The 23,420-nt window shown below is 59.5% G+C and carries 20 protein-coding genes; 9 read left to right on the top strand and 11 right to left on the bottom strand.

Annotation, left to right across the window (positions count from 1 at the left end; all coding sequences use genetic code 11):
* Positions 1-37: 37 nt before the first annotated feature.
* Complete coding sequence (locus A4R29_RS32375; protein ID WP_063174063.1) at positions 38-1,471, bottom strand: DUF4214 domain-containing protein; 1,434 nt, start codon at positions 1,469-1,471, stop codon at positions 38-40.
* Between the two features lie 365 nt (positions 1,472-1,836).
* Here A4R29_RS32375 and A4R29_RS32380 point away from each other — a divergent pair, with 365 nt between their 5' ends.
* From A4R29_RS32380 to A4R29_RS32390, 3 genes are all read left to right on the top strand, one after another.
* Positions 1,837-2,940: a hypothetical protein gene (locus A4R29_RS32380; RefSeq protein WP_244507008.1), complete on the top strand. Its 1,104-nt coding sequence runs from the start codon at positions 1,837-1,839 to the stop codon at positions 2,938-2,940.
* Positions 2,937-4,430: a lipopolysaccharide biosynthesis protein gene (locus tag A4R29_RS32385; RefSeq protein WP_082827639.1), complete on the top strand. Its 1,494-nt coding sequence runs from the start codon at positions 2,937-2,939 to the stop codon at positions 4,428-4,430. The genes A4R29_RS32380 and A4R29_RS32385 overlap by 4 nt, the downstream gene beginning before the upstream one ends.
* Positions 4,431-4,834: 404 nt before the next feature.
* A complete protein-coding gene (locus A4R29_RS32390) occupies positions 4,835-5,737 on the top strand; it encodes a glycosyltransferase (protein WP_161491095.1) in 903 nt (300 codons plus the stop codon).
* Between the two features lie 48 nt (positions 5,738-5,785).
* Here the strand turns inward: A4R29_RS32390 and A4R29_RS32395 are convergent, their stop codons facing one another.
* From A4R29_RS32395 to A4R29_RS32410, 4 genes are all read right to left on the bottom strand, one after another.
* On the bottom strand, positions 5,786-6,796 hold the full coding sequence (locus A4R29_RS32395) for a glycosyltransferase family 2 protein (protein ID WP_063174066.1): 1,011 nt from the start codon (positions 6,794-6,796) through the stop codon (positions 5,786-5,788).
* A 220-nt stretch (positions 6,797-7,016) separates the two neighbouring features.
* Positions 7,017-8,072: an acyltransferase family protein gene (locus A4R29_RS32400; protein WP_161491096.1), complete on the bottom strand. Its 1,056-nt coding sequence runs from the start codon at positions 8,070-8,072 to the stop codon at positions 7,017-7,019.
* Positions 8,073-8,303: 231 nt separating this feature from the next.
* Entirely contained in the window at positions 8,304-9,410 is a 1,107-nt protein-coding gene (locus tag A4R29_RS32405) for a glycosyltransferase family 2 protein (protein WP_206519171.1), read from the bottom strand.
* Positions 9,411-9,449: 39 nt separating this feature from the next.
* The gene (locus tag A4R29_RS32410; protein ID WP_024505414.1) at positions 9,450-10,727 is read right to left on the bottom strand and encodes a glycosyltransferase family 4 protein; all 1,278 of its coding nucleotides are present in this window, start codon (positions 10,725-10,727) and stop codon (positions 9,450-9,452) included.
* Between the two features lie 194 nt (positions 10,728-10,921).
* Here A4R29_RS32410 and A4R29_RS32415 point away from each other — a divergent pair, with 194 nt between their 5' ends.
* The gene (locus A4R29_RS32415; RefSeq protein WP_063174100.1) at positions 10,922-12,052 is read left to right on the top strand and encodes a glycosyltransferase family 4 protein; all 1,131 of its coding nucleotides are present in this window, start codon (positions 10,922-10,924) and stop codon (positions 12,050-12,052) included.
* On the opposite strand, the gene A4R29_RS32420 is transcribed toward A4R29_RS32415, so the two are convergent.
* A complete protein-coding gene (locus tag A4R29_RS32420; protein WP_024505416.1) occupies positions 12,045-13,277 on the bottom strand; it encodes a glycosyltransferase in 1,233 nt (410 codons plus the stop codon). The two genes, A4R29_RS32415 and A4R29_RS32420, sit on opposite strands and share 8 nt — an antisense overlap.
* Positions 13,278-13,521: 244 nt before the next feature.
* Between A4R29_RS32420 and A4R29_RS32425 the strand changes: the two genes are divergently transcribed.
* Both A4R29_RS32425 and A4R29_RS32430 read left to right on the top strand, forming a co-directional pair.
* A complete protein-coding gene (locus A4R29_RS32425; RefSeq protein ID WP_063170851.1) occupies positions 13,522-14,394 on the top strand; it encodes a glycosyltransferase family 2 protein in 873 nt (290 codons plus the stop codon).
* A gap of 49 nt (positions 14,395-14,443) precedes the next feature.
* Entirely contained in the window at positions 14,444-15,715 is a 1,272-nt protein-coding gene (locus A4R29_RS32430; protein WP_244507009.1) for a polysaccharide biosynthesis/export family protein, read from the top strand.
* A gap of 104 nt (positions 15,716-15,819) precedes the next feature.
* Here A4R29_RS32430 and A4R29_RS34555 read toward each other — a convergent pair whose 3' ends face one another.
* Complete coding sequence (locus A4R29_RS34555) at positions 15,820-15,957, bottom strand: hypothetical protein (protein WP_155924994.1); 138 nt, start codon at positions 15,955-15,957, stop codon at positions 15,820-15,822.
* A gap of 127 nt (positions 15,958-16,084) precedes the next feature.
* On the opposite strand from A4R29_RS34555, the gene A4R29_RS32435 reads away from it, so the two are divergent.
* Positions 16,085-16,315: a hypothetical protein gene (locus tag A4R29_RS32435; protein WP_127219079.1), complete on the top strand. Its 231-nt coding sequence runs from the start codon at positions 16,085-16,087 to the stop codon at positions 16,313-16,315.
* A gap of 12 nt (positions 16,316-16,327) precedes the next feature.
* Here the strand turns inward: A4R29_RS32435 and A4R29_RS32440 are convergent, their stop codons facing one another.
* The 3 genes from A4R29_RS32440 to A4R29_RS32450 form a co-directional block, all read right to left on the bottom strand.
* Complete coding sequence (locus A4R29_RS32440; protein ID WP_024505420.1) at positions 16,328-17,122, bottom strand: sugar transferase; 795 nt, start codon at positions 17,120-17,122, stop codon at positions 16,328-16,330.
* Positions 17,123-17,288: 166 nt separating this feature from the next.
* Entirely contained in the window at positions 17,289-19,106 is a 1,818-nt protein-coding gene (locus tag A4R29_RS32445; RefSeq protein ID WP_082827641.1) for a GumC family protein, read from the bottom strand.
* A 173-nt stretch (positions 19,107-19,279) separates the two neighbouring features.
* Positions 19,280-19,615 (bottom strand): hypothetical protein, encoded by a 336-nt coding sequence (locus A4R29_RS32450; RefSeq protein WP_063174070.1) that lies wholly within the window; start codon positions 19,613-19,615, stop codon positions 19,280-19,282.
* Positions 19,616-19,829: 214 nt separating this feature from the next.
* Between A4R29_RS32450 and A4R29_RS34430 the strand changes: the two genes are divergently transcribed.
* Together A4R29_RS34430 and A4R29_RS32460 are read left to right on the top strand one after the other, a co-directional pair.
* Positions 19,830-20,069: a hypothetical protein gene (locus tag A4R29_RS34430; RefSeq protein ID WP_145923814.1), complete on the top strand. Its 240-nt coding sequence runs from the start codon at positions 19,830-19,832 to the stop codon at positions 20,067-20,069.
* A 13-nt stretch (positions 20,070-20,082) separates the two neighbouring features.
* Entirely contained in the window at positions 20,083-22,389 is a 2,307-nt protein-coding gene (locus A4R29_RS32460; protein WP_063174072.1) for a mannose-1-phosphate guanylyltransferase/mannose-6-phosphate isomerase, read from the top strand.
* A gap of 101 nt (positions 22,390-22,490) precedes the next feature.
* Here the strand turns inward: A4R29_RS32460 and A4R29_RS32465 are convergent, their stop codons facing one another.
* On the bottom strand, positions 22,491-23,363 hold the full coding sequence (locus A4R29_RS32465) for an FkbM family methyltransferase (protein ID WP_063174073.1): 873 nt from the start codon (positions 23,361-23,363) through the stop codon (positions 22,491-22,493).
* Positions 23,364-23,420 lie beyond the last annotated feature (57 nt).

A 23,420-nucleotide genomic window follows, 5' to 3' on the forward strand; every position in this document is an offset into this window, starting at 1 on the left:
CCGATCCGAGACTCAATTAGCGCTTGTTGGTTCGATTTCACCCAGGCCCCGCGACCGCGGATGTTTCGCGCATCGCGGCGTGTCCGGTGTTGAACTCCGCCGACGTGGCGATTCCGAAGGCCACGGCCTCACGCGTCATTGAGCCTTGACGCAGTTGATAGGTATAGGTTTCAAGCCCGTTGCCGTCCGCGGACCGGTTCAGAAGCAACAGATATAGAAACCCGACATAGGCGCGGTCTGTCAGGCCGATCGTGGCATATCTGGTTTCGAATTCGTGCGAGCGCATCATTTCCATGATCATGTCGGGGAGTTTAGTCGCTCCGTCTTCAAGTGCCGCCGACCACTGATTGACGCTGGCCGTGTCGCCCTTGCGGCCAAGAATGAGGCAGTAGACGAAACTTGCCTGCCGCGCCGGTAGGGACTGGTCCGCAGCCGCGGCCTCGGGGTCGCAGTCCCGATGGGGCTTGGGTATCGGCAGGGGGCCGCGGGTGAAGTCCCGTACCGTTTTGTAGGCAGGCTTAGGCTCGCCGGTCCGCCATTTGCCATCTGAGAGAGCCACGAGCCTCACCAATCCCATATTGGCTTCGAAGCCGGGGGCCCAGTAGGCCTCATCGAGCAGTTCGTAGATGTGCGCGGCCTCCACCTTATATTTGTCCTTGAGTTCGCTAAGCCGCGTCATCGTCTGCTTGATGCCGTCAGCCTGCTGACGCTCGCTGCGCTGACTTCCATAAGGATTGTTGAATTCGGTGACCCAGATCGGCTTGCCGTATCTCGAGATTTCACGGAACGCCCATTCCGGGTCATCGCCGTACATGTGCCACACAGAAATATCCCAGGCGATCCCGTCCTGCTTCATCCGCACGAACGCTCCGGTGTGGCCCCAACCGGCGGTGCCCATCGCCTTCCTTATGCTCGGATCGACCTCTGTCATGCCGTCGGACAGGCCCTTCAAGACAGCGCTCACCTTTACCCATCGCGGGCCGTAGTAATCGAGCGGTCCTGTTCCGCCCGCAGGTCCCCATGCACATGGATATTGCGAACCATCGTCGCGTTTCTCACAGGGCTTGACGATGGCATAGTTTTCCATCTCGTTGCCGAGTTCCCAAACACGGACGTCGTCCTTGAACCTGGTAGCAAGGGTGACCGCCAGTTTCCGGGTGCTCGCGTAGAGCTCTTCCGGACTATCCTTGTCCAGATCGGCGACCGCAGGCGTGATGACGGGCAGGATCTCGATCCCTCTCGCCTTCCCGGCGTCGACGAGGTTGGAGAGCATATCCGCGTTGTCCACGCCTGAAACGTTGACGCGGTACGATTTCAGGCCGAGATCCTTGATGAAGTCGAGTTGCCTTTCCACCGGAATGCCCGGATAGGAGACTATTGGATGGCCATTGATGCCCCAGAGGAAATCGGCTGATGCAGGCGCGGCTGTTGCCAGCAGGCAGGCCGCAGCGATTGCGAGACGAAACGACACGGCAACAAGCCTCCCTGCCCGATTTCGAGATCCGGGATAGTGGGGACTGCACACATTTCGCGCAATTTGCCCATACGGTTGAGCGCGGGCTCTCGTTACCCCTTTAGACGGTGGTCATGGCACAGCCTATTTGGACTGGCCTCCACCCGACCGCACCTAACCCTTACCAGCCCGCCCAAATGCCTCGGAGACCGTTCGGGTCCGAGAGAAGGATCGTAGTGATGTGACAGCCATGGCTCCACTCCGTCAAAAGTGGAAGGTAGCTACCGCTAATTCGGGGACGGCTGTCGGATTCCAGGGATGCTATGGTACGGCACTAGGCAAATGACATTGGTTGCGGAGCGCGCTGTGGACGGGAGTGCTGCATGTCACTGAGGGTCGGCGACTGGGTAGAGATTCGGTCCAAGGAAGAAATCCTTCTTACGCTCGACAGAAATGGTCGACTTGAGGAGCTTCCTTTCATGCCACAGATGTTTCAATATTGTGGTCACCGCTTTCGTGTTTACAAGCGCGCGCACAAGACATGTGACACGATCAATTTTGCTGGCGGACGCAAGTTATCCGGAGGCATCCATCTTGAAAACCTGAGGTGCGACGGCAACGCGTTTGGAGGTTGTCAGGCAGCGTGCCTGGTCTTCTGGAAAGAGGCATGGCTCAGGCCTGTGGCGCCCTCGGACGGAGCCATCGCGCCGCGAACCAACGCGGCGAATGGAAAAGGTTGCACGGAAAGCGACGTGCTGGCTGGTACGCGCGCCAAGAGCCAGCCACTTTCAGGTGGTCCGAGATACTCATGCCAAGCCACAGAACTTCTGGATGCGACCACCCCACTTTCTTGGTGGGATGCCCGGCAGTATGTGGAAGACTATGCATCGGGAAATGCCAGCAAAAAGCGTCTCCTGGTCGGATTCATCTATGCAGCAGTATTCAGTATCTATCACTACATGGGCCGTCTGCATCTCGGGAGGCTCTCCGTGATTGTCAGCTGGCTGTATGACAAGGTGCAGCACATTTACGGTGGCGTTTCATTCCCACGATATCGCGGATCGATACCTGCCGGCCAGCCGGTTCCAACCATCAAGCTTGATCTCCAACCGGGGGAGCTGATCAGGGTTAAGTCCTATGAAGAAATCCTCAAGACCCTAGACACGGATAATAAGAACCGTGGCCTGTATTTCGACGCTGAGATGGTCCCCTATTGCGACCATACTTTCAGGGTCCGGTCGCGAGTAACAGCGTTTGTCAATGAAAAGACCGGACTTCTCAACCGGCTCAGGGGACCGGCGGTCATCCTGGAGAAAGTCTGGTGCAATTCGAGGTATAGCGATTGCCGGATGCAGTGCCCAAGAGCCGTCTATCCCTGGTGGCGAGAAATTTGGCTGGAACGGGTGCCTGGCGAGGCAATCGCTCACATGGGGCATGCTACGGCAACTCAAACGGAAACAAGCGCGTATGCAGCCAGTGATACATGACCCACAAGGCCCTCAGTGCCAAAGGCGAACCCCGCAACCTTAAAAGGGAAGCCATTCAAAGTGGCGTCGCCAGGATGGTGAGCCAGGGGGTGAACCTGATTCTCAGGGTGGGCTATATTGCCATCCTGGCACGCCTGCTCAGCCCTGACGATTTCGGCCTGGTCGCGATGGTGGTGGCACTCACAGGCATTTTCGACGTCTTCACCACCGCCGGGCTTTCCTCCGCTACCATCCAAAAGCATGAGATTTCGTTTGACCAGGTTTCGGCACTGTTCTGGATCAACATACTGGTAGGGGTCTTTCTCGCGCTGCTCTGCGCCGCGAGTGCCTACACGATATCAGCCTTCTACCATGAGCCGCGTCTACTCAGGATCGCCGTCGCGGTCGCTCCAGCTTTCCTGCTTAACGCGGCCGGCGTGCAACATGCCGCTCTGATCGAGCGCGACTTGCGTTATGTCACACTCAGCGCGATCGAAACGGGTGCCCTGTGCGTGGGCATCCTGTCCGGTGTGCTGCTCGCGTTGCGTGGCTACGGCTACTGGGCACTGATCGCCCCGACACTTATCTCGCCGGCAATCAACAGCCTGGGCTGCTGGATCGCCACCGGGTGGATTCCTGGATGGCCTCGACGCGGCGCCAATATTCGCTCGCTCTTGCATTTCGGTGGAATCGTCACGCTGAACAACCTCGTTGTCTATATTGGCTACAATGTGGAGAAAGTCCTTCTCGGGCGGCTCTGGGGCGCTGCGTCGCTCGGATTGTATACCCGGGCCTTCCAGCTGATTGGCATCCCTACGGCGACCATCAACAGCGCCGTCGGTGCGGTACTGTTCTCGGCGTTGTCACGAATGCAGCATGATCCCGCGCGGTTGCGGAACTTCTACCTCAAGGGATATTCGATCGTCATCGCGGTGACGGTTCCCATCACAATGTTCTCGTTCCTGTTCGCACATGAGATCATCACCGTGGTGCTGGGCTCGCAATGGACGGGGGCGGCGACCATCTTCCGGCTGCTCACGCCTACCATCTTGGTGTTCGGGATCATCAACCCTACATATTGGCTGCTCATCTCGACCGGCAAGCAGAAGCGCAGCCTGTATCTGGCTTTCGCCATCGCCCCTCTCGTCATCACTTCCTACTGCGCAGGAATCTCCTTCGGCCCCGAGGGCGTTGCACTGAGCTACTCGACGGCGCTGGTGCTCTGGCTCTATCCACACCTGGTGTGGAGCCTGCACGGAACGCCGGTTTCAGTCGGGGATCTGTTGCGGACGATCATGAGGCCATGGATGGCCGGCATCGTCGCCTCGGTGGGTGCGCTGGCAGTGCAGCGCTATCTCGGCCCGGAGGTTCCTTCGCTTCTGCGGCTCGCGGCTGGCGGGCTGGTTCTGATCAGTATCTATGCATTCGTCTTGCTGTTCGTCTTGGGGCAGCTCAAGCTGTTTCAGGATGTGCTGCTGGGCTTTCGAGGCGAGGCGCGGGCCGGCGCTTGACGCAGCCCGCGACTTCGACCGGCGAAGGCCCGAGAGAGAAGCTATTTGGAGGGCAAATGGCCAGTATAGCAATCGTCCATAGCTATCCGTACGACGCGTTCTTCGGCGGAGACGGCGCCTATATCCAGGCGTTCGGGCGATATCTCCTGAAGTCCGGCCACGAGGTACACGGGTATGTATCCAACATAGCGCGCGGCCGAAGGAGTCCAGTCTGTAGGAGCGTATATGAAATAGAGCAGTTTTCTTCGTGGCAGGTTCGTCGAAGTATCAGATTGGGCCAGAGAACATTTCTATCCACGGAGTTGCTTCGGTCCGGGCATCTGGCCGGATCGTTCCTTGGACGGAAGACCGCACCTGTTTCCCCAATGACGGACCAGAACTTTTCCAAGGGAGAGACTCAGTGGGTGCTTGACCGTATCGAAGCTGGACGGCCGGACGCCGTCATACTGTTCCACGATGCCGTGCATTTCGCTCCTTGCCTCTCCCGCAACGGTCACAGGGTTTTCTCACTTGTTGGCCATCTTCAGCACCGCAACGGGGCAGCGCGCTGGGAGGCCGGCGCAACCCCCGGCCCGGACAAGAATTGGACTGAGGAAAAGAGATTGTCAAACTCGCTGAAGGCGGCAGAGTGTGTCGGTTTCAACAGCAAGGATGACGCCTCCTACGCCCGCAACCATCTCGGGGTGACACGCGTGATCTCTCTTGGCATGGGCTTCGACAATCACGAAAAGCAACCCGACAGCAATGAGCCCATCGTTCTCTTCGTCGGGAATGCCACAGAGCCAAATCGTGCCGCACTGTCGTGGTTCCTGAAGGAGGTCTGGCCAACTGTTCGAACCTCATGCCCCACGGCAAGGGTTCGCATCGTCGGAACCGCCGCCTTCACATGTGAGGTTACGCCGGCGGCCGGCCTGGAGTGTGTGGGAGCGCTCCCGGACCTCGCTCCCGAATATAGGCGCGCCCAGCTTGTCGTGGCCCCGCTCGTTTCCGGCAGCGCCGGCGTCAAGATAAAGGTGGCCGAGGCCATGTCTTACGGCCGCCCCCTCGTGACGACCTCGATAGGTGTGGACGCAGGTGACCCCCACCAACTTGATGAGGGAGCGATCGTGGCCAATGGTGGTGCAGACTTTGCACAGGCGGTCATCGCGCTGTTAAGCAATGCGGAACTTCGGCGTCAGAAATCCGAGGGTACCGCGCATGTATTCGCCAGCCTCTTTTCCTGCGATGTGTGCTATGGCCCGTTCCTGTCTTGGCTCCGCAAGGCAGGCCAGGTGGCTGATAGCAGCTTGTCATCACAAATGGTGTAGGGAGGCGGGCGCCTCTCTAAAGTGGCACTCGACAGGATTTGATCAGCACTATGCTGTATCCGCATGCTCCACTTGGCGGGTGGACGAGCCCGACCGACCGGAAATCACTGCCAAGGCCCGTCTGACGGCTCCCTTCGTTCGATAAAGATGGCCCAGCGGCGGAAACAGCCTCAATATCGGAGACAGCGAAAAGCTATATCTAAGCAATTCGACGCCACAAGCGGTCCTTCCTCGGACAATATGAGAGACTGCCGACCAATAAGCGGCATCGGCAACCCGGCGCATTGCCATGCGACGAAGCCCCGATGCCGCCGGCATGGCAGCGCCTTCGCACGAGAAGAAGCTGGCGAATACCGCCTCTCGTTCTTTCAATTGCGTTAATTTGTCCGAAAAGTGGACCACCGTTATTTGTGCTGCATGCACGCGTCGGATACCGAGCGCGCCCTCGAATTCCACGATTGAACCCAACCGCGCGAGGCGAAGCACCATCTCCAAATCGGGCGCGTGCGCGAGTGACGCACGGTAGTGACCCACCGCCTTTTGCGCAGTCATCCTGACCAGCACCGCTCCCAAGGCCAGGGACACTCCCAGATGGCCCAGATGACGACAACAGTCTTCAATGAACCGGGCACCCGCCGTTACGCGCCATCCATCTGGTTGACTTGGTTCGGCAAAATCCTTCCCCTCGATCATGCTGAGATCAGACCCTATGGCGAAAGCAGCCCCAGGATTGCTTTCGAGGACATCAACGGCGCGTTGGAGCGAGCCGTCTGTCAGGAGATCGTCGGCGCACAAAAGGATGAAGTAGTCTCCTCGCGCAAGCTCGACGCCTTCGTTGAAGGACGCAATTGGCCCTACATTCCTGGCGTGGCACACGACTTCAACCCGGCTGTCTTGGGCGGCAAGTCGGCGTGCCACTTCCACGCTGTCGTCTGTTGACGCGTTATCGATAACAACAATCCGGAGATCGTCGATGCCTTGCGAAAGCACACTGCGTATACATTGCGCGAGGAACCGATCAGCGTTGTAGCAGGGTATGACTACATTGATGCTGGGCATCAGCACAGGCTCCCCTTACCTGATTGGTCGCCTTGGTTATCGGAGCGACCTGATGTGGGCCAGCACAGGCACCACGCCACGATCGAGGACAAAAACTTGGTTTCCGGGCCCATCCTCCAACAAATCGGCTGGAAGGTCATGCCGTCTAAAAGGCTAGGGGATGACAATCGACCAAAGGCGTAGGGGAGGTGCAACCTCATCGCCAGCCTCTCCGTCTCATTCAGCTGTCTGTGAAGCGGCCGGAGAGATATCGGGTCAGCGGCACTTCAGCAAAAAGATAAACCAGCACCGAAACGCAGGTGACGGCCATGGGCGTCACGAACAACAGCACCGAGGCGAGCCGCGCCGAATCTCCGCTTTCGGCAACGAGCTTCTCGGATACGATAGCCACGAACCAGTGGGTCAAGTAGATCGCATAAGTGCATTTGGCGAGAAAGTTCAAGAGCTTGGAGTCGCTGAAGACACCGATCTGCTCCAGAGCGACAACCCCCAGCAACAGGACCGACATCGGCATGCCGAGCGCGAGGAGACGGGGCAGCGCCGGCCAACAGAAAGGACGCAAGACTGCTGCTAAGGCTCCGAAGGCGACTGCCGCCGCCGCGAGGGTAACGGCCCCGCTCCGCGGCAGTTTGAAAGGGAACAGCCCGGAGTTGGAAAGCTTGAAGATGACGATGCCGAAAGCGAAATCGATCAGGATCGGATTGGTGTAAAATACGAAAATGGGGTTCTCAATGCTTGATGTCTCGCCCGCGACCGCAAGAAGAACCGCGAAGGCGGCGGAATAGAGGATCCCATATTTCACGTTGACGAGTTGGAAAGCTGCGATGATCAGGCTGAATTCGACGATTACCAGCAAGGTCCACGTCGGATACAAGATGGGGTAGGGTCCGAAGGGGACGAAGGCGAGCGACATGAAAAGCTCGGACAAGGTCCTCTGATGGCTTTTCATCGCGTAGTTCTCGACAAGAAATGCGAGAATCGTGACGCCCCAATACAAGGGCACGATTCGAATGAGCCTCGTTCGCAAATAGGCGCCGGCCGACCTGCCATTGTTCCCAAGCACATGCGCGGTAAGAAAACCGGCCAGAACCATGAACAGATCCGTCCCGAAACGGAAAATGTCCAAGACACCCGGCTCAATATGGGCGGCGCTCACCACTCCGGACATGTGGATGTAGCCGATGGCGTAGGCGGATATGAGCCTCAAAAGCTGAGGATTGTGCCAGAACCTCCTTGCCCCAGCAGTCCGGGCGGCCGGATGGTATTCCGCGTTCACCCGGGTTATCAGTCCGAAGCTGACCGTGCCTATTGTTGAGAAGATCGCCCCACCCCAGGGACCCCAGCATCCCCTTGAGGCATATGGTCCAATGCATCGGCGATCAGCCCTCAACCGTTCTGTTACGAGGTCGGCCTCGCGGTGGCCTGTCCGTTCTTCTGCACGATCTTCATCGTTTGCGCCCATTGACGCGATCCTCAATCTGGTAGCACCCCCCGCTGCCGCTATCTATCAGTTGGACATTTCACGCGCTCGGAACGCGCCCGAGTTGGGCGACAGCCGCTTGTAGGCGGACCGTGCGTTCCGCAGGATCCATTGCGGCGCAAGGAGCGTCGGCACTGCGCGGGTCCAATAGTGCGGCATTCCATGGTAACGGCCGTACAGGTACCTGATCGCTGCGCTCACCGCGATGGTCCGTCCCCCCGCAGTTTTAGCGTTGTTCAACCGCGCCATCACGTGCGTATCAAATATCCGGCGGCGAAACGCTTCGCACACAGCGGGTGTGTCCGCGAACAACGCGAAAGCAATCTGATCATAGGCGGCAACGTCGATCTTCAGGCGATCCAGCCATCCGAACTTGATATTGAACTGGTCGTTGCCCGACCGATAGCCGACACAAGGTTCTTGGACCACGCCCCATTTTCCAAACCGTTCGACAACACGGCCGATGATATAAACTTGGACGTAGTAATTCTTGAATTCCGAGACATTAGGCTCGGATGCGATCTCATTCCATTTGGCACGGTCTATCACCAGGGCGGACATGAAGCCCAGCAGATCACCCATCGTCGCGAACAGCGTACCGGCATCGGCGATCAGTTGTGTAGGCGGGATCCGACGGATGCCGGTCCGGCGCGTCATCGTCACGTCATAGTCGATCACGCCTAGCGTTAGACCGGTTACGCCGGGCCAACGCCGGATCGCTTCCAGCACCCGTGCTAGCCCGCCCGGTTCCAGATGGTCGTCGTCGCCCATCAGCCAGATGTAATCGCCCTTCGCCGCCTCCACGACCGCCAGGAAATTGCCGTCCACTCCCAAGTTCTTCGGCTGGGAAAGCAAGGTGTAGTGCTTGATGCGACCCTTATAGCCTTCGGCCACGGCGACCGTATTGTCCGGTGAAGCATCATCGCTGACCACGACCTCGATCTCGTCCTCCAAAGCTTGGGCGATGATGCTGTCTAACAATTCCGCCAGCATGGACGAGCGGTTGTAAGTCGGGATGCAGATCGAAATGGTCGGCACGGGTTTCGGTCTGCGGCCAGGATCGGTGGTTACCCGGCGAGGCCGGCGCGCGCGATGAGCGGCTGCCACCAATGCTCGCAAGTCGTTCTCGTCCATCGTGCTCTCCTGGAGGTCAATCCGAAGACTGGCCGCCGGTCAATCGCCGAACTCCCCGAAATCGGCGTCGACCTGAATCATGAGTTCGAGGTATTTCCACGCTATCCACCGCCAGGAATAACTGCTCGCCCTGGCGTTCCCCTTGGTAACCAAACGCTGCCGCAAGTCTGGGGCTAGCATCAACAGGCGGATGGCTTCGGCCCATGACTGGACGTCGTCGGGATCGGCATAAAGGGCCGAATCCCCGCAGATTTCGGGAAGACATGGCGAGGTCGAGGCCACGACCGGGCAGCCCGAAGCCATCGCCTCGACCGCCGGCAGCCCGAAGCCCTCGATCCGTGACGGGAACAGGAAGCACAGGGCGCCTTCGAGCGCCTTCTTGAAGTCGTCGTCCCCTATGCGGCCAGGAAGGACGATGTTTCCGGGCATTTGCGGGATGTACCTCAGGAGCGTGGCCTCGTCGACATCGCCTGGCATCCACAGGTCAAGACCCATCGCGTCGAGGTGTGGGGCCAGCCTGGCGAGAAGCCCCATGTTCTTATATTCCTGGTCCCGCCTCCCCAAGCAGAGGACATACGGCCTGCTCCGGTCGACGGCCAGAGTTGATCTCGCCGCATCCCACCGGTTCGCATGGTCGCTGCCGTTGTAGGTGACGACGATGTTTTCTTCTGGCGCGATTCCGAACTTGATCAGATGGCTGCGTGAGAGTTGCGAGACGGTCGTGATGCGGGCGGCCTGCCTGCCAAGTGCCGGCAGGATCAAGCGGTGCGCCCAGCGGAATCCTCGCGCGTAGCTCGACGGCATGAGCCTTGTGTGCATGTCATGGATACACGCGATCTGGCGCCTCAGCGCGACGGGAGCGAGATTGCAGAAGCTCAGCAATCCTCCAGGCACATGCCAGGGCAACTGCGCCTGCACCCAAAATTGCGGCAGTCGCGGCCTGCTGAATTCAGGAACGACCCGGACGGGGATGGCATCGAGGCGCAAAGGTTCCGAAAGCGGACGCGGCACCACGAGATCAATCTCCAGGTCGCGACCGAGCGGATGCCCTTCTGAAATGAGGGCGTCGAGAGCCAAGGTGACCTCGCGGGCGTAACGGGCCACACCGGTTGGCCGAAGCGTCGTGAAGTCTCCATTTATCGTCCAGCGCCGTCTCGGCGCTTCCCGGTCCGCGCACACCGCAGCGGGATGGCCGATCAGGAAGTCGGCGCCGGCGACAGCGGATCTGGCCAAGGGCGTGTCGGCACGGTGTCTGTTCGCCGGCCAGGCCGATCTTGGTTGCGGCGACTCCCTCGTATCGAACCCGAGCTTGGCCATGTCCAGCTTCCCCGACCTTCCGGCACCCTAGGCAGACTAGCATTCCCGGGAACACCAAGGCCCTTAAACGTTCGAGGTAGGTACGCTGTCCGACGTCGCCAATCCGGATGATTGCCACTTAGCCGAATGACCCGATGGCCATGGTGACCTGGCGTCTTGACGGTTCCACAGTGAAAGTTCCAAGGGGGGACGACATGGCGCGACGTTGGACGATCAATGGGCGGTTTCTTTCGCAGCCGACAACAGGCGTTCAGCGTTACGCGCGCGAGGTCGTGCGCGCTCTCGACACCTTGTTGGCCGAGCAGAACCCGCTGACCCGCGGCCTCGAGCTTGCACTGCTCCACCCTCCAGGGTCCGGAGACTTCCCCCTGGCTTGCATCGAGCGTCGGGAGGTCGGCGGCATGAACGGGCATGCCTGGGAACAGGTGCAGCTCCCCTCATCCCTGGATGGCAGCGGACTGCTCAGCCTCTGCAACACAGGGCCGCTGCTTTCCCGCAAGCATATCGTCTGCGTCCATGATGCAAACGTCTGGAATGCCCCGCAGAGCTATTCATTTGCCTTTAGACTTCTTTACAGGAATCTGTTGCCCGCCCTCGGCAAGACGGCGTGCGGTATTTCGACCGTTTCCAACTACTCCTTGGATGAACTGGTTCGCCGCGACGTCATCCCGGCAGAGCGGGCTTTCGTGGCGCCGAACGGCCATGAGCATGCCTTGCGGTGGGAGCCTGAACACTCAGCACAGACGCGGCTGGCGGCCTCGCGGGAAACCGTTGTCCTGATCGGCAGTGCCGCACCTCACAAGAATCTGGATCTCCTCCTGAACATGGCTGATCGTCTTGGCGAAGCCGGACTCAGAATCGCGATTGTCGGCATGTCGGATTCGCGCGTCTTTAGGTCAGGATCCGCCAGGACCGAAGCGCGAAACATCCACTGGCTCGGCCGCATTTCGGATGGCGAGTTGGCGGCCCTCCTCGGGGACTCGCTATGCCTGGCTTTCCCCTCGCTCACGGAGGGCTTCGGTCTCCCAGCCCTCGAGGCGATGGCCGTCGGCTGTCCTGTCGTGGTTTCAGACCGCGCCAGCCTGCCTGAAGTCTGCGGCAATGCAGCGCTGTTTGCATCCCCAGACGACCAGGACGCATGGTTCGACAGTTTCGTGCAGCTTCGCACTTCTCAGGCCCTGCGCGCTCAGATGATGGGCAAGGGAAAGGCGAGAGCCGCGGAATACAGCTGGAGGGCGACGGGCCTGCGTTATCTCCAGGCGATGGCGGCCGCAGACGGCGTCGATACGGAAACGAAGATCGTCAGGGCTCCCGAATTCACATGATCTCGTGAAGTGCCTGGACGGCGTCTAGCGATTCCAGGATCGCGCGGTCGAAGTTCTCTTCTGAAAAACGTCCTGCATTTCTGGCGCAAGCGCGCGGCGCAATGGCATGGCTATTCTCTTCGAACCGTTCCACTGCCTGCTTGAGGTGATCGACCGTTTGAGCCTTGAACAGCACTCCTGTCGGCTCGGAGGATGATCCTAGCCGCTGTACGATGTCGACGGCGCCGCCGCGACCGAAGGCGACCAGCGGCGTCCCGCAGGCCTGTGCCTCGGCCAGCGCTATGCCGAAATCCTCGCAGCCCGCAAACACCATCGCCTTCGCCCGCGCCAGGGTGTCCACATAGTCTTTCCGGGGCAGGTAGCCCGAGAAGGTGACGTTGGGACCGGCAAGCGCCCGCAAGCAGGCTGATTGCTGCCCTTCGCCAACGATGACCAGTCGCCGCGACGGCATTTCGTTGAAGGCCCGGATGACAAGGTCGGTGCGCTTGTAGGGGGCGAGGAAGGACGCTGAAACGTAGTAATCGTCCTTATCCTCCACACAAGGCAATTCGCCCAGTGTGACCGGGGGGAAAACGACGCGCGCCTGTCGCCCGTAAATGTGCTGGATACGGGAGCGGACATAATTCGAGTTCGCCAGCATCAGGTCCGGACCGTGCGCGGTTCTCGTATCCCATGTCCTCAGGCGATGGAGCATGTAGCGATAGAGCATTCCCTTGGGGCCGAAACCAAGCCGTCCCTGCTGAAGATAGGAAAATTGTTCATCCCAGGCGTAGCGGACGGGACTGTGCACATAACACAGATGCGGCTGGTCCGGCCTGGTGATGACGCCGCGCGAGAAGGCGGCCGACGACGAGATCACCGCGTCGTAGCCCGTCACGTCGAATTGCTCGATCAGAAAGGGACAGAAAAAGAAGAGGGATCGATAGAATTTATGGACCATCGGTATCCGGTTGGCCGCAGACGTATGGAATTCCACGTCGTGGAAATATTGCTCCTTCACCTCTTGTGGCAGGAAATCGAAAAGCGTGAAGACCTCGGCGTTGGGGAACTGCTTGCAGATTTGCGCAAGAACCCTTTCCCCTCCTCGGAAATTCGGGCACCAGTCATGAACGATCGCTATCCTGGCATTGCTGTCGAAGCCCGGCCCCGGCGCGGCCGGCAATTCTTCGATGGATACATCGATCTTGGCAGCGACGGCCAAATCGGAAGAGCGTTCGTGGAGCATGGTTCCCCCTAGCCTCATAAGGCTGGCAGTCTCCATTCCATGTCGTTGCTCCGGCAAGCTGTCCGATCGGCTACACACCGCTACGGGCGCATGGCCATCTAATACTTGCGGATGTGGTCCGTCACCGGGATACTCCGAAAGCCTGTGTCCGGCGGTAGGCCAGGCTCCTCCCGTCTCCTTTTATGCAGGCTGTGTCGGTCCACTCGTCGGTCTAGGTTTCGGCGGAACCGAAGCTGGATCGAGCATGAGACTCATAGTGATCATCCCGACGCTTGGCCGCAGCGGACAGGTCGGGCGTTTGCTTGGATATTTGGGCGGCCAGACGAGGCTTCCTGATGAGGTCATAGTGTCGGCGCCCGACGCCTCGCATGTCGACCTGCCGGAAAGCTGTCCTTTCCAGGTGTCACTCGTTTTCGGACCGAAAGGACTGGCTGCCCAGCGGAACAGGGCTCTCGTACCTTCCCTGGGGCGCTTCGACATCATCACATTCTTCGACGATGATTTCGTTCCGTCCGCCGAATATCTGCAGCAGGTCGAGAAAGCTTTCGTGGAAAATGATGGATGGGCGGTGGTGATGGGCACGGTCGTCAGGGACGGTGCCACGAATGCTGGCCTCACCTGGGAAAATGCCGAAGCCGCCTTGCGGGAAAACGAGGGCAAAAAACATGATGGACCGCCGGTGGTCGACCATGTCGGAGCATACGGATGCAACATGTCCTTGCGTTCCTCGCTTGTGGGCGACTTGCGCTTCGACGAGCGCCTCGTCTTGTACGGCTGGCAGGAAGACATCGACTTCACCAGCCAAATGAGATCCAAAGGCCGCGTGGTCTGCGTGACCGCGATCACGGGCGTCCATCTCGGTATCAAGACAGGGCGGGTCAGCGGCGAGCGGTTCGGCTACTCCCAGGTTGCGAATGCGATCTATCTGATCAGGAAGGGCTCCGTTCCGGCCTCTTTCGCTCTTCCGCTGATGTTCAGGAATATCGCCGCGAATCTCGCAAAGAGCCTGCGGCCTGAGCCGTATATCGATCGCAGGGGCAGGCTCAGGGGTAACATGCTGGCGATCCGGCACATCGCCATGGGACGAATCGAACCCGAATACATCCTGAAAATCTGAAGGTGGGAAGACAATGCGGAAATGGCTTGTGACAGTGGCGGCGGCTTCATTGGCGGCGGCTGCCTGCCCCTTGCCGACGGTGGCTGCCGAGTACCTCTTCGGACCTCAGGACAAGGTCAGGCTCAAGGTCTACGAATGGCGCGCATCACGCGACGTGATCTTCGAATGGACGGCTCTCAACGACAGTTTCGTCGTCGGTGCCGACGGCACGCTCTTCCTTCCATTTGTCGGCCAGATACGCGCGCAGGGCACCGCCCCCGGCGACCTCGCCCGCGCGATCGGCGACCGCCTGATGCAGCACATGGGCCTCGGCCGCCAGCCGGATGTCGCTGTCGAGATTGTCCAGTACAGGCCGTTCTACATTGTCGGCTACGTCACGCAGCCAGGCGAGTTCCCCTACAGGCCCGGGCTGACAGTGCTGCAGGCGCTGGGAATCGCCGGCGGCCTGCGAACACGCGAGGAAGACATGTCGAGGCTCGAGCGTGAAGTCATCGTGGGTCAGGGCGATGTGGGTTTGTTGGCGCTGAGCAACGTCAGTCTGCTCGCCCGCAAAGCACGGCTGGAATCAGAACTAGCTGGCAGCGACGACATCGCCTTCCCTGCGCAACTGAAGGACAGAGCTTCGAACGAGACGGTCGCGGTGGCGATGGAGCAGGAGCGCAAGATCTTCGCCGTCCGCAAGGACGCCATGGCGACGCAACTCCGTGCCCTGCGCGAACTCAAGGATTTCCTCGAAAAGGAACTGACCTCGCTCGGCCAGCAGATGGCCTTCCACGACCAACAGATCGAACTTATCCAGAAGGAACTCGCGGGTGTTTCGGCCCTTGTCCAGAAGGGGCTGGCGGTTGCACCGCGGGAACTCTCTCTACAGGGAACGGTCGCACAGATGCAGAGCGACAGGTTGGTTGCCGAGACCTCGCTCTTGCGAGTCAGGCAGGAGATAAGCAAGACCGACATCGAGATCCTCAACCTCGGCAATAGCCAAGCCAGCGAAGTCGCTGCTGCCTTGCGCGAGACGCAACTGCAGCTCAATGAAGTGACCAGCAAGGCCAACACCGCGGTGCAGTTGTTGCACGATACCGAGGTCACGGCCCCTGCTCTGCTCGCCCTTAGAGAGCGCGCCGAAAGGGCCAAGCCGATCTTCAAGATCGTGAGGACGACGGACAGCGGCTCGCAAGAACTCACGGCTGAGGAAACGACGCCGATCGAGCCAGGCGATACCGTGAAGATCGATATCCCCGCCCCGCCGTCCGGCTTGGCTGCTCTACCTGTAGAGGACGACGTCCAGGCAGGGACGGTTTCTGTTCAAGGTACCAATTGACAGGCTTCATGATTGGCGCGGGTGCCGGCTCGCAACGCCTTCGACATGACCTCCGAACCCGAGACCGTTGGTGGCCGCCTGGACGGGTAAAGAACGCGCCGGCGTCATGGCCAGAGCGGTTCAGAGTGGGCGGAGCTGCCAGCTCGCTGCAGGTGCTTGTTTTTCTGCTGTTCCACACGGAAAACCGCCGCGCACCTTTCTTTGAACTGGTTCGCTTCAAGTTCAATGATCTGGCCGACCATGCTAGCAATTTCCGGCGGCACTTGCCTTGCACTTTGAGGCCGCATATCAGTGGGCACGCTGACGATGCCTTCCCTGCCGCAGTGAGGCGATCAGTTCCTGCGGGTATCACTGGAGATGTCGGTGCTCATGAGTGTAATCGCTATATCGGCGGCAGGCGTTCTGATGGGACTGCGCTTCAAGGCTCCTGCGCTGATCGCGGCGACTGCGCTGCTTGTGGTCGGAAGCTTTGCCTGGAATGGGCTCGGGTTGCCGGGCTACGTGACCGTCACTAAGTTCCTGATACTGTCATTCGTCTTGGCTGGCGCCTATATCATCGGTCTGTCCCTGTCCGTCCACCGGAAGCGCAAGGAAAGGTGACACGGCGGGACTTCAGGAAGCCCGGTCGAAACGTATGACTGCGAAAACCGTCCTGAACAGGATCACGATATCGAGCCAAACCGACCAGTTCCGCACATACTGGCAGTCCAGCTTCACGCGGTTGGCGTAGTCCATGCTGCTTCTTCCGTTCACCTGCCACAGACCGGTGAGCCCGGGCTTTGCCCGAAGGTATTCCCCTAAGTGGTCGCCGTAGCATTTTAGTTCGTCCTTGACGATGGGCCTTGGACCCACACAACTCATGTCGCCGCGGATGATGTTGAACAATTGCGGGAGTTCGTCGAGGCTCGACTTACGCAGCATCCACCCAAGCACCGTGACGCGGGGGTCGTTCCTGATCTTGCGGGTCTCCTCCCATTCCAACCTGACTTGAGGGTTGCTGTCGAGAAATGACTTCAGAACTTCGTCCGAATTGGTGACCATCGAGCGGAACTTGTAGCAATCGAATGGCTTTCCGCCAAAGCCGATGCGGCTATGCGAGAACACTGCCGGGCCTCCTGCCGTCATCCTGATCAGCAGAGCAACGACAATCATTACCGGCGCGGCAACCATAAGCGCCGTGAATGCTACTACCAGATCCATGATGCGCTTCAGGAGACCGCCCACAGGAGGGTTCGTCGTTCCCAACCTGAGCGCGGGCGAAAGGTCCGTCAACACTGCCCCGGCACCGTTGTTGTCGGATGCGGGAAGGACGTGCAGGACTGCCGTTCGGCTGTCGGACGGGATAGGCAGAGATGGCTGAACCCAGATCGGGGCTGCCTGATGTGACTCGAAGGCGTTCGTTGTCATGGAACAATCGCTGTTTCGACTTGTTGTTGCACTCTTCCAAGGTCGGAGGTTGTCGACAAGAAGGGCAAAGGAGGTAGCGTGACGCTCAGGGGCTATCCCCCTAATCCCAAGGAATGATCCTCCTAGACTTTTTGCAACTTCCGAAGGAGAATGTCTCGCTACGGTTTCATGCTTTGCGGCGCTTGGGCGCGCGGACCCTGGCCAAGAGTACGCCTAGTATCGGGGTCCTGCAGGCCTGCAACGTCTTGACAAGTTCCTGCAGCGTCTGGACCTGTGTCTTGCCCCACTCGGCAACGATCACCACGCCGTCCAGGACAGATCCGACAATCAGTTCGTCGGCACCCGAGGCAAGCGTCGGCAGGTCGAGTATGACAATGTCGTAGGCAGGAAGTCCGTTGGCGGCAAGGTCACTAGCGGCTAGCTCCGAGAGGAACGCCTCCATCTTGCTAGGCGCCAGGAGGTGTCTGGCGTCCACGGTCGAACTGGAAAGGATGTCGAACGGCCGCCCCGCAGCACGAACGATGTTGAGACGGACAGGGTCCTGGCACGGTAGGTCGAGGGCTCCCGACTGGCTCGGAAGCCGCGAGGGGGTCATGGTCGGGCGCCGGATGTCGGCGTCAATCACCAGCGTCTTCAGGCCCGACATCGAGTAGAGCGTAGCGAGATTGCTGGCCACCGAACTCTTCGAACCGTCGTTGGATACGGCAGTCAACCCAAGAAACCTGATCGGGCGGCTGGTTTCCGCAAGGCTTATCTCGGTTCGCACTTTTCTCAGGCTATGGCTGTATCGGGATTGCGGAGATCTTGCCACTTGGTCGACAAGGCCCGATCTTCTGCCGATCGGCGGCAGTTCTCCGAGGCATTCGACGCCCAGATTGTCGCGGATCTGTCGTGGCGACCTTATGGTCCAGTCAAACGCGTGCCTTACAAACGCAAGTCCAATACCGAAAATGAGACCGGCAACCACCGCGAAGGCCAGCATCAACTTCGGCCTTGGAGCGCTCGGATTGAGCGGCGCCGTCGCAGCTGTGATGACCCTTGCATCGGCAACCGGATACGACTGTTGGCTTACCGAGTTGGTGTAGGCCTGCAAGAAGCTCTCGTACATCTTCTGGTAGGTTTCAGCCGTCACCTCAAGTTCTTCGAGCGTCGGCTCAGCACTCGTCCCGTCTGCTTTGGCTTCAATGCCGACGCTGTAGTCGTGCCGTGACCGGAACTGCTGCGCTTTTGCCATGGCCTCATTCATTTGAGTTCGCAGCTGCTGAAGCCGCATTTCCAGCCACGCGCCTCCTTCCTTGGCTGCGTCAGTCTTGGTTTCGATCTGCTCACGTACGAAGGCATCGGCCGTGGCGTTCGCAATCCTGGCTGCGCCCTCGGGATCAGGAGAGGTGAAGGATATGTCAATCGCGTAGGAAACGCCGACTCGGCGGACGTCGAGGCCGTTGCGGAAAACCAACATGCTCCGACGGAACTTCTGAAAATCGGTCAGCATGGGGGGTGCGGCAGGCTCGCTAAGAGCGAAATGCTGCAGCCAGGCGCTTTTCCGCAGCCCCAAGGCGTCAAGCAGGACAGCTCCGGTCTTCGTCAATCTGTCCCGCAAAGTCGGAGACTGGGAACGATTGAACTGCGCATCGTCGACGAGTTTCAACTGGTCGAGCACCATCGCTGCGATTTTTTCCGACTGCATTACAGCGATCTGGCTTTCCACCTGGGCAGTATCCAGTGACAGATCCACTTCGCCGCCCTCCTGCAGGTGTTGCGGCAATTTCGGCTCGATCAGAATCTGCGCGCTGGCGATGAAAGTTGGGTCGGTGCTCGAATTGTAAAACCCCGCCAACAAGAGAGCCATGGCAAGGCAGGCAATGATAGTTCCAGCGTAGCGGCGCAGAAATTCGGTAATGTCGGAGAGGCCAATGAACTCTTGGCCGGCGGAAGCCTGCTGGTCCGTCATCGAGGGCCATTGATTGGTGAACATGCGATTCATTCAGCTTCTCCTGCAGGCATACGCAGACACCCAGAGCAGCCCGCTCCATGCAGGCGGCCGTTGCATGCGGCCGGTCTTTGCATTGAAAGCCGAGGCCCCGCGATCCCAGACTGCTGCGGAAGATTACGCCCGTGATCCGGAAGGTAAATGCCGCCAATTGGCGTATGCGAAACTTAGGACCCGTGGGGCGGTAGAACGCGCGGCAGCGCTGCTCTCGCGGCGTCGACAAATGACGTCTGCTGTTCCAGCAAGGCCTGCCGTCCGCGAATGATCGCCAGGTTCTGCTCGAGAGTACCGATCTGCGCGGACATGCGTTCGGGACTCTCTCCATTTTCCATCGCTTCCAGGGCGAACGCAGCACAGTCCGTGACCCTTTCCACGCAAGGGCGCAGTGCCGCGATTTCCTTCTCGATGTCCATCTGAATGACCTCCAGAAGACTGGTCAGGCGACCGAACCGCCGTTCGTCGACATTCTGGCCGAATGGGAACCTGAATGCGGTCAGCGGCATGTTGCAGCCATCTTTCTCGTTGCACCCGAGAGGGGACGCACCTTGCAGAATACAAGACTCTCATGCTTGCACGAGACATCCTTTCGGTCATCGGCGGGCATGCTCATATTGGATGAGGGGTGGCAGCTAGGGCGATAGGGCTACTCGAATTCATGAAGGCGGCCACGTGCGGCGCGTGTTACGACTGTTGGCGCTAAACTGCGGAGCGGAAATCGTGACCGTGAACATAGTCGGACACGCGAGTCCAAACACATTCGCCTTCAAAACCAGTGCTCCGATCAAAGCCACGGGCTTTCAGGACGGCACCTGGGGCCTGGGCGTCGTCGAACAAAGCGGAGATCGTCCTGGTTGTGGAAAGCCTGTGTCGCCAGAGCGGCGCCGAGAGATACTCGAGGCTCTCGATGGCGTGCTGGGCGGCAATCCAGAGGTCGGAGCCTACAAACAGACATTCTGAGAGGAATTGGACCATGTCTGACCGGATCGTAAGTTTTGTCATGAGCGGGGGGGTCGGCTCACGGCTGTGGCCGCTCTCGCGCGAAGACAACCCCAAGCAATTCCACGATCTTTCGGGGGATGGCTCTATGCTTGCCAAGACTGTTCGTCGCCTTAAGGCGCGGCCGGACGGAGAGACGCCGATCTACCTGATAGCCTCCGAACGGCATGCCGAGCGCGTTATCTCGGACCTAGTACCGCTCGGCCTGAACGGCGGCAGACCGATCTTCGAGCCGGTCGGCCGCAATACCGCGGCCGCCGTCGCCATAGCCACCCTGCAAACGATCTCCGAATATGGAGCCGACGCCCTTGTGCTCGTGGTCCCCTCCGACCATCAGATATCGACGACAACGCAATTCTGGGAAACCGTCAAGGCCGGCGTGCCTGCCGCCGATTCAGGAAAGATCATCGTGTTCGGGATCAAGCCGACGCATCCCGAAACCGGATATGGTTACATCGAGACCACGGCAGATGCTGACGCAGTAGCCTCGGTTTCGCGCTTTGTCGAAAAGCCGAACGCCAAGTCGGCTCGCAAATACATGTCTTCGGGACAATTCTACTGGAACGCCGGCATTTTCCTCTTTCGAGCCGACACCATGCGGGAGGCTTTTCTCGAGTTCCAGCCCGACATCTGGGACGCCGCGGAACGGGCTTACAAGGGAGCGCGGACCGACGTCTCGGGCCTTTATTTGACACAAGGCTTCTACTTGGCCGTCCCCTCGACCTCGATCGACTACGCAATCATGGAGCATGCGCGCGACATCGCAATGGTTAGGGCCTCGTTCCACTGGACCGACCTTGGCTCATGGCAATCCCTAATGGAGGCCAGCCCCACGGACAGCAACGGCAATGTCACAATGGGCGATATCGTCGCCATCGATTGCCAGGACTCTTACTTCAGAAGCCAGGGCAGACTGCTGACCGTGGTCGGGATGAAGGATGTTGCGATCGTGGCGACGCCAGATGCGGTATTCGTCGCACCCGTCAGCCACAGCCAGAACGTGAAAAAAATCGTCGAACAGCTGGAGAAGAGCGGGCGCCTCGAAACGAAATTTACTGCCTCCGAAGACCGGATCATCATCAGTGGCTCATGGCGCAAGCGCGTGGAGCACTGGCTCTTCGAAGAAACCCTGCCGCTGTGGTCCACCGCTGGCGTCGACGATGTTTACGGCGGCTTCCATGAGGCCCTGGGCTTCGATGCGAGGCCATTGGGCAAACCCAAGCGCATGCGCACTGCGGCTCGCCAGATTTACGCTTTCGCAGTCGCCAAGGAACGTGGCTGGACTGGTCCGGCGGACAAACTCATCGAACACGGTATCGACTTCATCGCAAGATTCGGCCGCACGAACCGCGGCGGGTGGGTGCGAACTCTCAATGCCAACGGCAGCGTGGCCGACCCGACCGAGGACGCCTACGACCATGCCTGCGTGCTCCTGGCGCTGGCTCAAGCTCACCGATGCGGACACCACGATGCCCTGGAACTGGCACAACAGACGTTTCGTTTCATCGACGCCCACCTCGAGCACGACAGTCTGACCGGGTTCCTCGAGAGCCCCGGCTGGAACGGTGCGCGGTCTTCGAACCCACACATGCACATGCTGGAATCATTTCTTGCCTGGTATGGCGCCACGGGCGACCGTGAATATCTGCGTCGGGCAGCACGCATCATCGATCTCTTCCGGAGCCATTTCTTCGACCAGGAAAGCTGGACGGTTGGGGAACGTTTCGACGCCGATTGGTTGCCGTTGCAGGGAGATGAAGGACAGTGGACCGAACCGGGGCATCACTTCGAATGGGCTTCGCTCCTTGTCGATTTCGCACGAGCGAGCGGCCAGAAAGACTTGGTCGCCTACGCAAGGAAGCTCTATTCATCGGCGGTCGCCAGTGGATTGAACCGGGCAACAGGTCTGGCTTTTGCTGCCGTATCGCGGCAGGGAATCCCTCTCGACCGGCTCTCCCGCAGCTGGCCGCAATGCGAAGCCGTCAAGGCAGCCGTAGCCTTGGATGGCATTGGCGGGCCTGACCTGAAAGCTGAGATCGAAGCCCGTGTCGCGCGCCTGTTCAGATGGCACATCGATCCCGCGCCGCTTGGCTTGTGGATCGACAGGATTGACGAGCGCGGAAGGTCACTGGCAACGGAGGTGCCGGCGAGCATCTTCTACCATCTGGTGACGGCATTGATGCAGTATCTGGACAAGACCGCAGGCCAAGTCGAACCTTTCCCGCTTCCTGCTTCGGACGTGAGCAAGACGGGTTTGAGGCAGGTACTGGGTCGCTCCTGATGCGACGATCCTGAGATACGGTGTTCGTGCCGAACCGTGGTTGGCGAAGGTCGTCTGCACCGAACCTTGACGACCGCAGATATCGGCTCCTGGCGCGGCCGCTAAGGCACAGCCTTGGCCGCGCGCACCGGCAACGCTCGCTTTCCCCCGGTCGTCGGCCGCCGTGAGGCTGCCGGTGCTGCCAGGAGTTCCGAGGCAATGAATATGAGGTTCTCGCCGTTGACGAGGCTGTCGATCTTCCTTCCGCTCAAAAGCGAGTAGACGAAAGTGAGGCAGCCTCGGCCGGGAAACATAAAGTCGTGTGGTTCCACGATGATGCACGGCACATGCTTGAGGACCTTGCCGCAGTCTCGTGTTGCCTCCAGCTCCGCGCCTTCAATGTCCATCTTAAGCATCAGCAATTTCGCCTTGGGCAGTCTGGCAAGAAGGCCCCGTAAGGTGACCGACGGCACGCCTTCTCCGTCTGCCACGCCCCGTGCCCACGATGGGCGCTCGCTGTTGCCAAGTGCAACTTCGCCCTCGTGGCACCAGAGTGCGCCATAAACAGACATGATCCGCTCTAGACCGGCGCAGTTCGAGAGTAAGACTTCATGCGTTTGGCGATCCGGTTCGATGGCCATCACCACAGCATCAGGATACTGGTCTCTGAGGAAAATCGACGAGTAGCCAACGTTAGCGCCGGCATCCACGATAACGGGTATGATCCCCCTCCGTCTCCATCCTGCCGCGAGCCGGTTGAGCGCGCTCTGTCCACCCTTTCCAATTTCATATTCGCCGTGCCCAAAAATTTGTGACATGACAAACAAGTCGCTGTCGGTAGGCCTGATCAGCAATTCATGATCGCCACAGCGAACTTTCATCGCCGAGCCGATCCCGAGTGCGCGGCGAAGGAGTACTGAGACCAGTTTCCTCCAGCCGATGGCGCGCGCGAGCCCGTCAATGTGATAGAGCTTGGCGTAGAACGTCCGGTTCATCGTCGCAGTATCACCTGAGGATGTGCCAATCTCCATACACCCTTAGGGAGTAGCCAG

Origin of the sequence: Mesorhizobium ciceri biovar biserrulae (genome assembly GCF_001618845.1) — a bacterium.
Lineage (GTDB): Bacteria > Pseudomonadota > Alphaproteobacteria > Rhizobiales > Rhizobiaceae > Mesorhizobium > Mesorhizobium ciceri.